This window comes from Pseudodonghicola sp. (assembly GCF_048268305.1).
Taxonomy (GTDB): Bacteria; Pseudomonadota; Alphaproteobacteria; order Rhodobacterales; family Rhodobacteraceae; genus Pseudodonghicola.
Map to the genome: position 1 here is coordinate 165964 of NZ_JBLWVT010000003.1, position 14055 is coordinate 180018.

Genomic DNA, 14055 nt, shown 5'->3' on the forward strand with positions numbered 1-14055 from the left:
TCATTTCGCCTTCACCACGGGGATCATCCCCATCGGGCGCCACATCAGGATCAACACCATCAGGGCGATATTGGAAATCAGCGCCGCTTTGGGCTCGATATAGGCGACATAGTTCTGCAACAGCCCCACCAGCAGCGCGCCGATGAAACACCCCTCGACCGAGCCGAGGCCGCCGATGATCACCACGATGAAGATCAGGATCATCGCGTCATTGCCCATATGGGCGGTGATCACCTCCTGATAGAGGCCCCACATCACCCCGCCGAGACCGGCGAGCGCCGATCCGGCGATGAAGACGCCGACGAAGACCCGACGCAGCCGGTATCCCAGCGCCTCGACCATCTCGCCGTTCTGCACGCCCGCGCGCACGATCAGCCCGATCTTGGTGCGGCGCAGCACGAAGCGCATGGCGGCGAAGACGATGAGCCCGACCACAACGGCGACCAGCCGGTATTTCTCCAGCGCGGCGCCGGCGAAGGTGATCGCGCCCTTCAGGCTTTCGGGGCGGGTGATATAAATCTCTTCCGGCCCCCAGAGGACGATGATCAGCTGTTCGATCACGATCAGCCCGCCCATGGTCACCAGGATCTGTTTCAGGTGATGGCCATAGACCGGCATCACGATCACCTTCTCGAAGGCCCAGCCGACCACGCCGGTGGCGGCCATGGCGCCGATCACCGCCAGCATCAGCGCGATCAGGTTCAGCCCCAGCGAGGGCGCGCCGCTCATCTGCCCCAGCATCAGCAGGACCGAGACGCCGACGAAGGCGCCGATCGAGACAAAGGCGCCATGGCCGAAGTTGATCACATCCATCAGCCCGAAGACCAGCGTCAGACCCGAGGCCATGATGAAGATCATCATCCCCATCGCCAGGCCCGACACCGTCAGTGTCAGCCAGCTTGAGGTTTCGGGGATCGCCAGCGCCCCCAGCACCACCAGGGCCGGCACCAGCAGCAGCGGCATCCAGGGGGCCAGCCGCTGGCCCAGGCTCAGTTCCGCCATCTTGGGCGTATGTTTCGGCGCTGCCGTCGTCATTGCCGCCCCTCCCGCATGATCATCATGTCCTGCGCCTCTTCCCTTGCCGGAAGCCCGGGGCCGTGCGCGGCGCCCTGCGGCTTCGTCTCTGTCCAAATGTTCAAATCCGCCATCGACCGTCCCGCCTCAGTGGTGGGCATCGAGGCTCAGCCCCATCAGCCGCTCCTGCAGCGTGGCATCGCCGGCCAGTTCCGCCATGGCGCCCGACCAGATCACCCGCCCGTCGTCCATCACGTTGGCGGTATCCCCCAGGGCGCGTGCGACGGCGAAGTTCTGTTCCACCAGCAGGATCGAGGCGCCCTGTTCCTTCAGGTCCTTCAGCGCCCGCGCCATGGTCGACACGATCGCCGGGGCGAGCCCCTTGGTCGGCTCGTCGATCAGATAGAGCTTGCGTTCCTCCACCATGGCCCGCGCGATCGACAGCATCTGCTTCTGTCCGCCGGAGAGGTTGCCCGCCTCGGATTTCCAGAAGGTCTTGAGCGGCGGGAAGGCGGCGAAGATCCAGTCGAGCCGGGCGCTGTTGATGGGCCCTGAGACCGCGGCCAGCACCATGTTCTCCTCGACCGTGAGGTCGGAGAAGATGCCCATGTCCTCGGGCACGAAGCCCAGACCGGCGCGGGCGATCAGGGGCGTCGGCAGGGCGGTGATATCCTCGCCATCGAACAGAACGCGACCCTTGTGGGCGCGCCAGTGGCCGATCACCGTCCTCAGCGTGGTGGTCTTGCCGACGCCGTTGCGGCCAAGGAGCATGGTCACCGCGCCCTTCGGCACCTCGAGATCGACGCCCTGCAGGATGTGATACTGGGCGATGTTGGTATAGACGCCCTCAAGTCTCAGGATCGGCTCAGACATCTTCCAGTTCCTTGCCCATATAGGCCTCTTGCACCACGTCCGAGGCCATCACCTCGGCCGGCGCCCCGTCGGCGGCGAGCGCGCCGTTGTGCAGCACGATGATCCGGTCGGCGAGCGTGCGGATCACGTCCATCTTGTGTTCGACCAGCAGGATGGTGCGGTCGGTCTGGGATTTCAGCTCGGCGATCAGGTCCAGCACCACCGGCGCCTCATCGACGCTCATCCCGGCGGTGGGTTCGTCGAACATGTAGACGGCGGGATCGAGCGCGATCAGCAGCGCCACCTCGAGCTTGCGCTGATTGCCGTGGGACAGTTCCGAGACCACCTGTTGGCGCTGGTCGATCAGCCGCACGCGCTTCAGGATCGCCTCGGCCGCCTCGACCATTTCCTGATGTTTCGCGGCCATCGACCACATGTTGAACCCCTGACCCGAGTGCGATTGCACCACCAGGCGGACGTTTTCGAGCACGGTCAGATCGGGAAACAGATTGGTCAGCTGGAAGGCCCGGCCGATGCCGGCCTTGGTGCGCTGTGATACGCCCTGACCCGAGATGTCGCGCCCGCGCAGGAAGACCTTGCCGGAGGTCGCGGGGATCTGGCCCGAGATCAGGTTGAAATAGGTGGTCTTGCCGGCGCCGTTGGGGCCGACGATGGCGGTCAGCTCTCCGGCCTGAAAGGCGCAGGAGACGGCATCAACCGCCACATGGCCGCCGAAGCGGACGGTCAGGTCCTGGGTTCTGAGGATGGGGTCTGTCACTCTGCTCGGTCCTTTTGGGGCGTCGCGGGGGGCGGCGCGGGGCGCCGGGGTCGTCAAATGGACGACGGGGGCGGGCCGGTCCAGCCGATCCGCCCCCGCCGCTGGGTTACCGGATCACTTGTTACGGATCGGGATCGGCAGATCCTCGATGGTCAGCTCGCGCACCAGCTCGGGGATCGCCCATTCAACGTTCGGGTCGACCTTGATCTTGAAGTGATACATGGATTGCAGCGCCTGGTGATCCTCGGGGCGGAACACCATCTTGCCCTTGGGGGTCTCCCACTCCATGCCTTCCATCGCGCTGATCAGCTCCTCGGTATCGGTGGAGCCGGCCTTCTTGATCGCCTCGACCACCGCGATGCCGGCCGCCATGCCGCCGGCGGTGAAGAAGTCGGGCGGGGTGCCAAAGCGGGCCTCGTGTTCCTTGACCAGCCAGTCGTTCACCGGGTTCTTCGGGATCTCGTAGTAATAGTAGGTGGCGCCTTCCATGCCGGGGAAGTCCTTATAGGCCTTCATCGCTGCAAGGATATTGCCGCCGGTGGCGATCTGGATGCCGAACCGGCTGGGATCCATCGCGTTGATCTTGCTCATCGGGTTGCCGCCGCCGGCCCAGATGATGAAGAGCTTCTTCTCGCCGTCCAGATCCTTCATCGCGTTGAAGATACGCTCGGCCGCGGCGGTGAAATCGGTGGTGTCGGTGGGAACGTATTCCTCGTAATCGACCTTGCTGCCGACGGTCTCCAGCGCCTCCTTGAAGGCGGAGATGCCGTCACGGCCAAAGGCGTAATCCTGCGCCAGCGTGGCGATATGCACGTTGGGGCCGGCCAGCGCGATGGCGTTGGCCACAGCATCTTGGGACGAATTGCGCCCGGTGCGGAAGATATAGCGGTTCCAGTTTTCACCGGTGATCGAATCCGCCACCGCGGGTTCAACGATCAGCAGCTTTTCGTATTCCTCGGCGACCGGCAGCATCGCCAGCGCCACGCCCGAGCTGACGGGGCCGACGGCCAGGTCGACATCATCGTCGCCATAGGCCTCTTCCAGCAGGGCCTTGCCGTTCTCGGGCTTGAGCTGGGTGTCCTTCTCGATCACGACGATCTTCTCGCCGTTGATTTCCATGGTGCCGCCGGTGGCATATTCCAGCCCCAGCATCAGCCCGTCATGCGATTGCTTGGCATAGGCCTCGAGCGGGCCGGTCTTGCCATAGACGTGGGCGATCTTGATTTCGGCGGAAGCGGCGGAAGCGGCGGTGGCCAGCGCAAGCGCAGACACCATTGCCGCAGCAAATGTGCGTTTCACGTTCTCTCTCCCTCGTGTGCGCCACGATTTCGGCGCAAGTCGTTCTGGTCCGCGAAGGCTAACGTCTGGATCACGTTTGGGTCAATTGCGTGTAAATACGCACGAAGATGACACCGGCCCGCCGTCGTAACGAGCGGGCCGGGACGAGGTCAGGCCGATTTCCAGCGGGCCGACAGTTTGCGCGCGCCCTGCGCCAGCACCAGAACGTCGATGCCGACGGCGAGGAACTGTGCCCCCATGTCGGAAAAGGCCTGGATCGATTCCTCGGTGGTGCCGAGGATGCCGGGGGCCTTGCCCGCCGCGCGGATGCGGGAAAAGGCATCGGCGATGGCGGCGCGAACCTCGGGCGCGGTATTGTCGCCCTTGTACCCCATGTCGGTCGACAGATCCGCCGGACCGATGAAGACCCCGTCCACCCCTTCGACCGACAGGATGTCGTCGAGCGCGGCGAGACCTGCGCGGCTTTCCACCTGCACCAGCAGGCAGATCTGGTCGTTGGCGGTGGCGATGTAATCGGGGATCGACCCGAACATGGTGGCGCGGCCACCGGCGGCGCCGACCCCGCGCATGCCCTCGGGCGGATAGCGGCAGGCGCGCACCAGATCGCGCGCCTGATCGCCGGTTTCGACCATCGGCACCAGCACGGTCTGGGCGCCGGCATCCAGCACCTGCTTGATCATCCAGGCCTCGCCGATCGGCACCCGTACCACCGGGTGGCTGTCGCTGGCGGCAAGCGCGATCAGCTGATCGCGGATCGACCGCAGATCATTCGGCGCGTGTTCGCCGTCGACCACCAGCCAATCGAAGCCGGCGGTGCCCATGATCTCGGCCACCGGGCCTTCGGCAAAGCTCATCCAGCAGCCGATCAGCTTCTGGCCATCGGCCAGCGCCTGTTTGAAGGTATTCGTGGGGGCGGTCATGGAAACCTCTCTTATGCGAAAGTGACGTCGACCGATCCGAAGGGCCCGAAATCGGCGTGGATACGCGATCCCGGCGGCGCCTCGATCGGGCGGATGAAGGAACCTGAGAGGATGATATCCCCAGCTTCGATCGTTTGGCCATACTCCGCCATCCGCCGCGCCAACCAGAGAACCGAGGTCACCGGATCGTTCAGCACCCCGGCGCCCAGGCCGGTTTCCTCGACGATATCGTCGCGCGCGACGATGGCGCCAGTCCAGCGCAGATCGACGGTGTCGGGGGCATGGCGCGCGGCGCCCAGCACCAGGCCGGCATTGGCGGCATTGTCGCTGATGGTATCGACGATCACCCGCGCCTTGCCGGTGGCGGGATCGGCGCGCAGCACGCGGGTATCGAGGATTTCCAGCGCGGGGGAAACATAGTCGGTCGCGGCCAGCACGTCGTGGCGGCTGCAGTCGGCACCCGAGAGCGGCGCCTTCATGACAAAGGCGATCTCGGCCTCGATCCGGGGCTGGATGAACCGGCCGGCGGGCACCGTGGCGCCGGTGGCGAAGAGCATGTCATCAAGCAGCACACCGCTGTCCGGAGTGTCGATCTTCAGCGCGTCCTGCATCGCCCGGCTGGTCAGTCCGATCTTCCAGCCGATCTTCTTGCGCCCGGCGGCCAGCTTGCGGGCGATCAGCCGCGACTGGACGGCATAGGCATCGTCCAGCGTCATGCCCGGATAACGGAGCGAAAGCAGGCCGCATTGCCGGCCGGTCTGCTCTGCGGTGAACAGGGCCTCGGCGGCCTCATCGTAGTGATCGGGGGTCATTCGTCCTCCACCCTGTTTGTCAGCTTGCCGATGCCTTCGGCCTCGACCTCGACCACATCGCCGGGGACAAGGTATTTCGGCGGATCGAAGCGGGCGCCGGCGCCGGTGGGGGTGCCGGTGACGATGATGTCGCCCGGCACCAGCGTGGTGAAGGTCGAGATATATTCGATCTGCCGCCGGATCGGGAACAGCATGCGGCTGGTGCGGTCGTCCTGCCGCAGCTCTCCGTTCACGCGGGTGGTCAGCCGCACGTCGTCAAGCTGCGCCGGCGAGGTGAAGGGGACGAGCCAGGGCCCCAGGGCGCCGGAGCTGTCCCAGTTCTTGCCCTGTGTCACGTTGAACTTGGCATGCCGCACCCAGTCGCGCAGCGTGCCCTCGTTGCAAAGGGTCAGGGCGGCGATGTGGTCATAGGCGTCCGCCTGCGAGATCCGCCGGCCACCCTTGCCGATCACCACGGCGATTTCGCCCTCGTAATCCAGTTGCGGCGTTTCCGGCGGGCGGATCAGCGGCCGGTCATGGCCGGTGAAGCTGCGCGGGAAGCGGATGAACAGCGACATGTTCGGGGGCGCCTCCTGCCCGTCCTTGTATTCGGCATTGCGGTCGGGGAAGTTGACGCCGACGCAGATGATCTTTTCCGGCGCGGGGATCGGAATGCCGTAGTCGAACGTCCCCGTCGGATGGGTGACCTCGCGCCCGCGCGCGGCGAGCCAGAGATCATGCAGCGCGCCCGCCGCGATCACCTCGCGCAGGGTGGGGTATTGCGGAAACTCGGGCGACAGGGCGATCATCCCCCGATCGGTGGCCAGGCCATAAAAGCTCTGCCCGCCGGCGGTGTAGCTCGCAAAGCCCTTCATCCGAGCGTTCCGGCGATGTCGGTGATCACGTCATAGGCCATCATCACATCCTCTTCGGTGGTTTCGAATTGCCCGGCCTGAAAGCGGATGGCGATCCGCCCGTCGACCCGGGTCTGGGTCAGGTAGATCCGCCCGTCATCGTTGATCGCATTGACCAGGCGGATGTTGAGATCGTCGAGGTCGGCGGCCCCCTCGGGCGCATAGCGGAAGGAGAACAGCGACCACATCGGTTTGGTCACGATCTCGATCTGCGGGTGGGTGGCGAGCTTGTCGTGAAGCTGGCCCGACCATTTCACATGGTTGCGCAACCGTTCCCGCAGCCCTTCGAGCCCATAGGCGCGGATCAGGAACCAGAGCTTGAGCGCGCGGAAGCGGCGGCCCAGCGGTACCGACCATTCGGAATAGTTGATGATGCCCTCGGCGCCGTGGGTCTTGAGGTACTCCGGGCTGATGGCGAGGGTTTTCACCAGATCGTCGGGGTTCTTCAGGAAATGCGCCGAACAGTCGAATTGCGCGCCAAGCCATTTGTGCGGGTTGAAGACGATGCTGTCGGCGTCTTCGATGCCCGCCCAGTAATGGCGGAACTCCGGGCAGATCATGGCGCTGCCGGCCCAGGCGGCATCGACATGGGTATAGAGATTGTATTTCTTCGCCACCGCCAGACAGGCGGCAATCGGATCGGTGGCCCCCACGCCGGTGCCGCCGACGCAGAGGATCAGCCCCGCAGGGGTCAGCCCCGCGGCCAGATCGGATTTGATCGCCGCCTCCAGCGCCTCAGGGTCCATGCCGCGCCAGTCGCCCTCGGTGGGGATGCGGACAAGGTTCTGTTGGCCGATGCCGGAAATCCAGATCGCCCGGTCGATCGAGGTGTGAACCTCTGACGTCGCATAGATGCGCAAGGGGGTTTGCCCCGGCAGCCCGGCGATATTGCCCTGCCAGTTCAGGGCGCGTTCGCGCATGGTCAGCACGGCGGCCAGGGTGGCGGTCGAGGCGCTGTCCTGGATCACCCCGGCAAAGCCATCAGGCAGACCCAGCGCCTGGCGCAGCCAGTCCATCATCCGGGTTTCCATCTCGGTCGCCGCCGGAGAGGTCTGCCACAGCATGCATTGCGGCGCGATGGCGGCGACGAGGAATTCCGCCAGGACCGAGGGGGCGGCGGCATTCGAGGCGAAATAGGCGAAGAACCGGGGGTGCTGCCAATGGGTGATCCCGGGCATCACGATGTCCTCGAAATCGCGGAACACCTGCTCCATGTCCTCGGGCGTCTCCGGCGGGGTGGCGGGCAGGGCGTTCAGCACCTCGCCCGGCTTGGTCTGCGCCCGCACCGGGCGGTCGCCCACGGTCAGGTGATAGTCCTGCGCCCAGTCGGCCACGCGGCGGCCCCAGCCGGCGAATTCAGTCCATTTCATATATCGACTCCTTCGTCGCTTTTGGGGAACCCTGAACTGATGTCCCGCCCGGCGGCAATGCCGGGCTGCGCCTGCCTGCCCCCTTGGCAGGCGCAGCCGCGCCCGCCCAGGCAGGCGCAGCCCTCGTTTCCCTGGAACTGCGGGGGACGCGACATGGGGGTCTTTCTCACGGCGCAATGATCGGCTGGGCATTCAGCCGGGCCGGCACCGGCGCCTGCCCCTCGAACAGGCTGCCTTCCTCGAACCACGATCGTGGCGCCGGCGCGCCCCAAAGGGTCTGGCGCTGCGGATCCTTCAGATCCCATTTGATCGGCTCCAGATCCGGATCGACGGTCTGATAGTCGGAACAATAGATCTCGATCCGGTGCCCATCCGGGTCGCGGATATAGAGGAAGAAGGCGTTGGAAATCCCGTGCCGCCCCGGTCCGCGTTCGATGTTGTCGACCCAGCCGGTGGTCGACATCAGGTCCAAGAGGTCGATGATGTTCAGCGGCGTCGGCACCCAGAAGGCGGTGTGATGCAGCCGCGGCCCGGTGCCGTTGGTAAAGGCCAGATCGTGCACGCCGCCCTTGCGATGGGTCCAGGCGGCCCAGAGCCGGCCGCTTTCCTCATCCTCGGTATATTCGGTCACCCGAAAGCCGATCTCGTTATAAAAGGCGACGCTGGCGTCGACGTCGGGCGAGAAGCAGTTGAAATGGTCGATCCTGAGCGGCTTGACCCCGCGATAGAGCGCGTATTTCTGGTGGATCGGCGGTAGCCTGTCCATCTGAGCGTAGAATTCCAAGGGGATGCCCAGGGGATCGCGGGTGCGGAAGCTGCGCGACTGATAGGGGCGCTCGACCCAATCCACCGGCAGGTCGCGGGACTGGAAGAAGGCGGCGGCGCGATCCAGATCCTCCTCGCTGAAGAGCTTGAAGCCCAGATCGCGGGCGCAGGGCGCATCCGCCTTGCGCAGCACGATGCAGTGATGGCCACGTTCCTCCATCGCGCGCAGATAGATCGCCTCACCATCCTCGTCGGTGACCTGCAGGCCCAACGTGTCGACATAGAAGGCACGGGATCTGGGCAGATCGGTGACCGCCAGTTCCACATGGCTGAGGCGCACGATGTTGAAGGGCGGATAGAGGTTCGGGGCGGGAATGGGCATCTGTCTGGTCCTTGTCGGAGCGGGCGCCGAAATCCTGCGTGATTTCCGCTCTCCCGGGAAGGGCGTTACTGGATCGGAAAGATCACATTGGTCTGGCCGGTGCCGGAGGAAGGGAAATAGGGCGTCACCACCTCGCATTTCGCGTCGTAGCGATCCCAGCCGAGCGCGCCGTAGAGCATGGCGGTGTCGTGCATCGCCCCCTCGCCACAGCAGTGATGCGCATAGTCTGGTAGCATCCTGAGGAAGCTGGCGTGATCGCCGGCCTTCCACATCTCGAGCACATGCAGATCCATCTGCCGGTTGAACTCGGAACTGATGGTGAAGGTACCGTTGTTGGCGGCATAGTCCCGGTTCGCCCAGATCTTGTGGGAGAGCGAGCCGGAGGCCACCAGCAACACCTTGCTGTCGCTTTCCTCCACCGCCTTGCGGATCGCCTGGCCCACCACGCGGCTTTCCTGATGGTCGTGCACCGTGCACCAGGCGGCGATGGAAACCACCTTCATCTCATGCTCGCGGGCCATGAAACGCATCGGCACCAGGGTGCCGTATTCCAGCTCCAGACTGTCGAGATGATGCGACAGCGTATGCACGCCCAGATCGCAGGCCGCCTTGGCGATGGCGTCGCCCAATTCGGGATTGCCCTGATAGTCATAGGGCAAATCCTGGATGAACTGCGGGAATTCGTTCGAGGTGAACAGCCCCTTGAAGCGGCTGTTGGCGTTGATGTGAAAGCCCGCGTTGATCACCCAATGGGTGTCGCAGATCACCACCGTATCCGCCCCCAGCGCCCTGGCGCGCCGTGCGATCTCCCGGTGGCCGTCGATGGCGGGCTGGCGCTTGCCTTCGACGGGGCCGGGCTGTTCCGACATCAGCATGGTCGGAACGTGGGTGCATTTGGCGGCAAGAACGATTTCGCCCATGGTCTCCTCCTCCTGAAACCTCGCGCGTTTCCCTAGGGGCGATTATGCCCCCAGACGGGGGATCTTGTGTTGTCCCAGAGCAAAGCCGATGTGTTTTTGCTCCATGTAGAAGTCGAACGACCAGTCGCCGCCGTCCCGCCCGATGCCGCTGGCCTTGACCCCGCCGAAGGGGGTGGGCAGGTGGCGGACGTTTTCCGAATTCACCCAGATCATCCCGGCCTCGAGCGCGTCGGTAAAGCGCAGCGCGCGGGTCAGATCGTTGGTCCAGACATAGGCCGTCAGCCCGTATTGGGTGTCATTGGCGATCTGCAGCGCCTCGGCCTCGGTCGAGAAGCGGATCGAGGTGAGCACCGGGCCGAAGATCTCCTCCTGCGCGATGGTCATGTCGGAGTTGGCCCCCGTGAAGAGCGTGGGGTGCACGAACCAACCCTGATCGCCCACCCGGCAGCCGCCGGCGGCGATGGTGGCGCCATCCTGTTTCGCGGTGTCGAAATAGGATGTCACCTTGTCGAAATGCACCTTGTGGATCAGCGGGCCGACCTCGGTTTCCGGATCGAGCGGATGGCCAACCTTGATGCGATTGACCCGTTCGATCAACTTCGCCTCGAAATCGTCGGCAATCGTCTCCTGCACCAAGAGGCGGGAAGAGGAGGTGCAGCGTTCGCCGTTCAGCGAATAGATCATGAAGATCGCGGCATCGAGCGCACGGTCGAGATCGGCGTCGTCAAAGACCACGACGGGGTTCTTGCCGCCCAGTTCGAAATGCACCCGCTTCAGCGTGTCGGCGCCCTGTTTCATGATCATCGAACCGGTTTTCGACTCGCCGACAAAGGCGATGGCCTTGATCGCCGGGTGTTCGGTGAGGGCTCGGCCGGCATCCTCGCCCAGCCCGTTGACCAGGTTCCAGACGCCATCGGGCAGCCCGGCCTCCTGCGCGATCTCGGCCAGGATGCGGGCGGTCAGCGGGCTGAATTCGGCCGGTTTATGCACCACGGTGCAGCCGGCGGCGAGCGCGGGGGCGATCTTCCAGGTCGACAGCATGAAGGGGGTGTTCCACGGCGTGATCACCCCCACCGGGCCGATCGGCACCCGCGTCGTCACGTTCATCAGCGTGGGGGACCGCAGGTTTTGCCCGTCGCGGGCGGCGGCGACCTTGTCGGCGAAAAAGCGGAAGTTCGCGGCCCCGCGCAGCGCCGCCTTGGACATGAAGCGCAGCGCCTGGCCGGTATCCCAGCATTCGCAAAGCGCGATTTCTTCCGCCCGCGCCTCGATCAGTTCGGCGATGCGGATCAGGATCTTCTTGCGTTCGGCCGCCGGCATGTCGCGCCAGGCCGGAAAGGCGGCTGCGGCGGCCTTGGCGGCGGCGTCGATATCCTCGGCCCCGCCACGGGCGACCGGGCAGATCACGCTTTCATCGACAGGCGAGCTGGTGTCGAAGACCGCACCCGAGGCGGCGGGGCGGGTTTCCCCGCCGATCAGGTTCTGGATGCCATGCGGGCGGAAGCGGGCGAGATAGCCGTCGAGCTTGGTCAGATTGTCGGTCAAGGCGGTCATGGGCTCAGGCCTTTTTCAGGTGGTCGCGGATGGTGCCGGTCTTCGGCGAAAGCTCCGGGTCGATGTCGCGCATCTCCAGCGACAGGGCGAGCGAGCGGGTTTCCATCACCGGTTTCAGGAAGGCCTCGGCGGCGGCGAAGATCAGGGCGGTCGCCGCCTTGCGGGTGTCCAGATCGCGGCCGCCGCGCAGCCGGACCGAGATGTCGATATAGCCGTGATCGGGGGCGCCATCGGCGATCGAGACGTGGTCGGCCCGCATCGCTCGGACCCGGATGCCGGGCATCGGCAGCGCGCCGGTTTCAATCGCGGCGACGCGCAGGGCGTCGCAGAAACCGGCCATGTCGACCCAGTCTTCGACATTGGCGGAATAGTCCACCATCAGATGCGCCATGACGTTCCTCCCTCCGCCTGAGCCTCATTGTGATTAACATGTTTACTAAATTTCGGAGGGTTCGTCAACCCTGACGACATTCTCGCATTGCGCGGGGGGCGCCGGATTGGCAAGACTGCCGCATGACACGCAAGCTGCCCTCGACCGCCCGTTCCTTACCGATCGCACTTTTGCGCGCGCGAGAGGAGGTCATGGGGCCGATCCGCGCCATGCTGTCGGATGTCGGCATCACCGAACAGCAATGGCGGGTGCTCAGGGTGCTGGACGAGGTCGGCGCGATGGAGCCGACCCGGATCGCCGAGGAGGCCTGTCTGCTGCTGCCGAGCCTGACGCGTATTCTGCAGAAGCTGGAAGAGCGCGGGCTGATCGCGCGACGCCGCGACGAGGAAGACAAGCGCCGGCAGATCGTCGAGATCACGCCGGCCGGGGAAGAGGTGATCGCGGCCAATCTGGAGACCAGCATCGCGTTGAACCAGGCGGTGCGCGACCGGCTGGGGGCGCAGCATTACGAACTTCTGCTCGACCTGCTGAACGAGCTGGCGCCGGATGGCGGCGGCGCGGCCGACCTCTCGGAGGGCTGACCGCGCCTTGAGCCGTGCCGGTCAGGCCGGCTTGCAGCGATCGGGGAAGGCCGCGGCAAAGGCCGGATGGGCGTTGCAGGCGGTCTCGATGGCGCAGAGCCGTGCGAGATCCGAGACATCGACGTTCCAGCGATGCGCGTTATAAAGCTGCGGCATGATGCAGATATCGACCAGCCCGGGTTTGTCACCGCAGGCATAGGGGGCCTGTTCGAAGCCCGCCAGCAGCTCTTCGACCGCGACGAGGCCGGGGCGAATGAACCGCTGCATCCAGTCTTCCTTGACGTTCTCGCGGTTGCCGGTGATCTCGGCGGCATAGTTGATGACCTGCAGGTTGCAGACCGGGTGGATATCCATGGCGATGGCATAGGCGATCGCCAGTTCACGGGCGCGGGTGGCCGGATCCCTGGACAGCAGCCCCATGTCGCGGGTGGTGTCGAGGTAATCGAGGATCGCCAGCGACTGGGTCAGCATATGCCCGTCGATTTCCATCGCCGGCACCAGGCCCTGCGGATTGCGGGCAAGGTGTTCGGGCGTCTTTTGTTGTTTGGCGGTCAGATCGACCGAGACGGAGGTATAGCTGATCCCGGCAAGGTTCAGCGCGATCCGCAGCCGATAGGCGGCGGACGACCGCCAGTAATCATAGAGCACAACCTCGCTCATTCCCGTTCTCCTGCTTCGGGTTTCGGTGTCGCGGACGTTATCCGCATCGCCCGGGGGCGGCCATATTGATTGCGGCCGGCGATCGACGCCGGCCCCATGCGCCCGGTCAGAGCGATCAGACCTCGCTCAATTCCTTGGCGTGCAGCCATTCGGCGTGCTTGGGCGCTCTTTTGGTCTTCGACCATTCTTCGAGCATGTCCCATTTCACCGCGTCGAGCTTGGCGAGCATCGCCTCTTCCTCCGGATCCGGGCAGGCCAGTTCGACCCGGTGACCGTTCGGGTCGAAGAAATAGATCGAGTGGAAGATCGAATGGTCGGTGACGCCCAGCACCTCGACGCCATTGGCCTCGAGATGCTCCTTGAACTTCAGCAGCTCGTCGCGGTCCTTCACCTTGAAGGCGATATGCTGAACCCAGGCGGGGGTATTCGGGTCACGGCCCATTTCCGGCTTGGTCGGCAGTTCGAAAAAGGCCAGGACGTTGCCGTCGCCGGCATCCAGGAACAGATGCATGTAGGGATCGGGTTCATGGGTCGAGGGCACGTGATCTTCGGCGATGGCCAGGATGAAATCCATGTTCAGCATCTTGCCATACCATTCGACCGTCTCCTTCGCGTCCTTGCAGCGATAGGCGACGTGGTGGATTTTCTCGATTTTCATGGGTTAGTCCTCCTCATTCAGGGTGGCGGCGCGCAGGGCGGCGGACAGCGCCTCGCGGTCACCGATGTGATTGGCCAGGATCAGCACGAGCCTTGCGTTCAGCTTGTGGCTCTCCTCGGTGCTCAGCCCCTGGTGGGTGCTGAGCAGCTCGGCATAGAAGTCGTCCGCGGCGGGGATGTTCGGGGTCAGGATCAGAGCGGCCATGG

16 protein-coding genes are annotated in these 14055 nt (G+C 64.8%); 1 reads left to right on the forward strand and 15 read right to left on the reverse strand.

Features of this window, described 5'->3' with window-relative positions; translation table 11 throughout:
* The 12 genes from ACN0V4_RS06500 to ACN0V4_RS06555 all read right to left on the reverse strand — a co-directional run bounded on the left by ACN0V4_RS06500 (position 1) and on the right by ACN0V4_RS06555 (position 11950).
* Complete coding sequence (locus ACN0V4_RS06500; protein WP_417674211.1) at positions 1–1035, reverse strand: branched-chain amino acid ABC transporter permease; 1035 nt, start codon at positions 1033–1035, stop codon at positions 1–3.
* Between the two features lie 126 nt (positions 1036–1161).
* On the reverse strand, positions 1162–1887 hold the full coding sequence (locus ACN0V4_RS06505) for an ABC transporter ATP-binding protein (RefSeq protein ID WP_417674213.1): 726 nt from the start codon (positions 1885–1887) through the stop codon (positions 1162–1164).
* On the reverse strand, positions 1880–2644 hold the full coding sequence (locus tag ACN0V4_RS06510) for an ABC transporter ATP-binding protein (protein WP_417674215.1): 765 nt from the start codon (positions 2642–2644) through the stop codon (positions 1880–1882). The genes ACN0V4_RS06505 and ACN0V4_RS06510 overlap by 8 nt, the downstream gene beginning before the upstream one ends.
* Positions 2645–2758: 114 nt before the next feature.
* On the reverse strand, positions 2759–3943 hold the full coding sequence (locus ACN0V4_RS06515) for a substrate-binding domain-containing protein (RefSeq protein ID WP_417674217.1): 1185 nt from the start codon (positions 3941–3943) through the stop codon (positions 2759–2761).
* Between the two features lie 149 nt (positions 3944–4092).
* Positions 4093–4863 carry an HpcH/HpaI aldolase family protein gene (locus ACN0V4_RS06520; RefSeq protein ID WP_417674219.1) on the reverse strand — a complete coding sequence of 257 codons (771 nt, stop codon included), beginning with the start codon at positions 4861–4863 and terminating at the stop codon, positions 4093–4095.
* An 11-nt stretch (positions 4864–4874) separates the two neighbouring features.
* Complete coding sequence (hpaH, locus tag ACN0V4_RS06525) at positions 4875–5675, reverse strand: 2-oxo-hept-4-ene-1,7-dioate hydratase (RefSeq protein WP_417674221.1); 801 nt, start codon at positions 5673–5675, stop codon at positions 4875–4877.
* Complete coding sequence (locus tag ACN0V4_RS06530; protein ID WP_417674223.1) at positions 5672–6529, reverse strand: fumarylacetoacetate hydrolase family protein; 858 nt, start codon at positions 6527–6529, stop codon at positions 5672–5674. The genes hpaH and ACN0V4_RS06530 overlap by 4 nt, the downstream gene beginning before the upstream one ends.
* On the reverse strand, positions 6526–7938 hold the full coding sequence (locus tag ACN0V4_RS06535; RefSeq protein WP_417674225.1) for a pyridoxal phosphate-dependent decarboxylase family protein: 1413 nt from the start codon (positions 7936–7938) through the stop codon (positions 6526–6528). The genes ACN0V4_RS06530 and ACN0V4_RS06535 overlap by 4 nt, the downstream gene beginning before the upstream one ends.
* A gap of 166 nt (positions 7939–8104) precedes the next feature.
* Positions 8105–9085, reverse strand: a complete 981-nt coding sequence (gene hpaD, locus ACN0V4_RS06540; RefSeq protein WP_417674227.1) for a 3,4-dihydroxyphenylacetate 2,3-dioxygenase — start codon at positions 9083–9085, stop codon at positions 8105–8107.
* Between the two features lie 65 nt (positions 9086–9150).
* Entirely contained in the window at positions 9151–10005 is an 855-nt protein-coding gene (gene hpaD, locus ACN0V4_RS06545; RefSeq protein WP_417674229.1) for a 3,4-dihydroxyphenylacetate 2,3-dioxygenase, read from the reverse strand.
* A 42-nt stretch (positions 10006–10047) separates the two neighbouring features.
* Positions 10048–11559: a 5-carboxymethyl-2-hydroxymuconate semialdehyde dehydrogenase gene (gene hpaE / locus ACN0V4_RS06550; RefSeq protein ID WP_417674231.1), complete on the reverse strand. Its 1512-nt coding sequence runs from the start codon at positions 11557–11559 to the stop codon at positions 10048–10050.
* 4 nt (positions 11560–11563) lie between these two features.
* Positions 11564–11950 (reverse strand): 5-carboxymethyl-2-hydroxymuconate isomerase, encoded by a 387-nt coding sequence (locus ACN0V4_RS06555; RefSeq protein WP_417674233.1) that lies wholly within the window; start codon positions 11948–11950, stop codon positions 11564–11566.
* Positions 11951–12072: 122 nt separating this feature from the next.
* Between ACN0V4_RS06555 and hpaR the strand changes: the two genes are divergently transcribed.
* Entirely contained in the window at positions 12073–12531 is a 459-nt protein-coding gene (gene hpaR / locus ACN0V4_RS06560; protein WP_417674235.1) for a homoprotocatechuate degradation operon regulator HpaR, read from the forward strand.
* A gap of 21 nt (positions 12532–12552) precedes the next feature.
* Here hpaR and maiA read toward each other — a convergent pair whose 3' ends face one another.
* The 3 genes from maiA to ACN0V4_RS06575 form a co-directional block, all read right to left on the reverse strand.
* Complete coding sequence (maiA, locus tag ACN0V4_RS06565) at positions 12553–13191, reverse strand: maleylacetoacetate isomerase (protein WP_417674237.1); 639 nt, start codon at positions 13189–13191, stop codon at positions 12553–12555.
* 115 nt (positions 13192–13306) lie between these two features.
* Entirely contained in the window at positions 13307–13849 is a 543-nt protein-coding gene (locus ACN0V4_RS06570; RefSeq protein WP_417674239.1) for a VOC family protein, read from the reverse strand.
* A 3-nt stretch (positions 13850–13852) separates the two neighbouring features.
* On the reverse strand, positions 13853–14053 hold the full coding sequence (locus ACN0V4_RS06575) for a DUF2783 domain-containing protein (protein WP_417674241.1): 201 nt from the start codon (positions 14051–14053) through the stop codon (positions 13853–13855).
* Positions 14054–14055 lie beyond the last annotated feature (2 nt).

Excerpts from the sequence above, each read along its gene's own strand:
- ACN0V4_RS06570 (WP_417674239.1), bottom strand. The coding sequence starts at position 13,849 with ATGAAAATCGAGAAAATCCACCACGTCGCCTATCGCTGCAAGGACGCG.
- maiA (WP_417674237.1), bottom strand. The coding sequence starts at position 13,191 with ATGAGCGAGGTTGTGCTCTATGATTACTGGCGGTCGTCCGCCGCCTAT.
- ACN0V4_RS06535 (WP_417674225.1), bottom strand. The coding sequence starts at position 7,938 with ATGAAATGGACTGAATTCGCCGGCTGGGGCCGCCGCGTGGCCGACTGG.
- ACN0V4_RS06505 (WP_417674213.1), bottom strand. The coding sequence starts at position 1,887 with ATGTCTGAGCCGATCCTGAGACTTGAGGGCGTCTATACCAACATCGCC.
- ACN0V4_RS06530 (WP_417674223.1), bottom strand. The coding sequence starts at position 6,529 with ATGAAGGGCTTTGCGAGCTACACCGCCGGCGGGCAGAGCTTTTATGGC.
- hpaD (WP_417674227.1), bottom strand. The coding sequence starts at position 9,085 with ATGCCCATTCCCGCCCCGAACCTCTATCCGCCCTTCAACATCGTGCGC.
- ACN0V4_RS06575 (WP_417674241.1), bottom strand. The coding sequence starts at position 14,053 with ATGGCCGCTCTGATCCTGACCCCGAACATCCCCGCCGCGGACGACTTC.
- hpaD (WP_417674229.1), bottom strand. The coding sequence starts at position 10,005 with ATGGGCGAAATCGTTCTTGCCGCCAAATGCACCCACGTTCCGACCATG.
- hpaE (WP_417674231.1), bottom strand. The coding sequence starts at position 11,559 with ATGACCGCCTTGACCGACAATCTGACCAAGCTCGACGGCTATCTCGCC.
- ACN0V4_RS06520 (WP_417674219.1), bottom strand. The coding sequence starts at position 4,863 with ATGACCGCCCCCACGAATACCTTCAAACAGGCGCTGGCCGATGGCCAG.
- ACN0V4_RS06555 (WP_417674233.1), bottom strand. The coding sequence starts at position 11,950 with ATGGCGCATCTGATGGTGGACTATTCCGCCAATGTCGAAGACTGGGTC.
- hpaR (WP_417674235.1), top strand. The coding sequence starts at position 12,073 with ATGACACGCAAGCTGCCCTCGACCGCCCGTTCCTTACCGATCGCACTT.
- hpaH (WP_417674221.1), bottom strand. The coding sequence starts at position 5,675 with ATGACCCCCGATCACTACGATGAGGCCGCCGAGGCCCTGTTCACCGCA.
- ACN0V4_RS06500 (WP_417674211.1), bottom strand. The coding sequence starts at position 1,035 with ATGACGACGGCAGCGCCGAAACATACGCCCAAGATGGCGGAACTGAGC.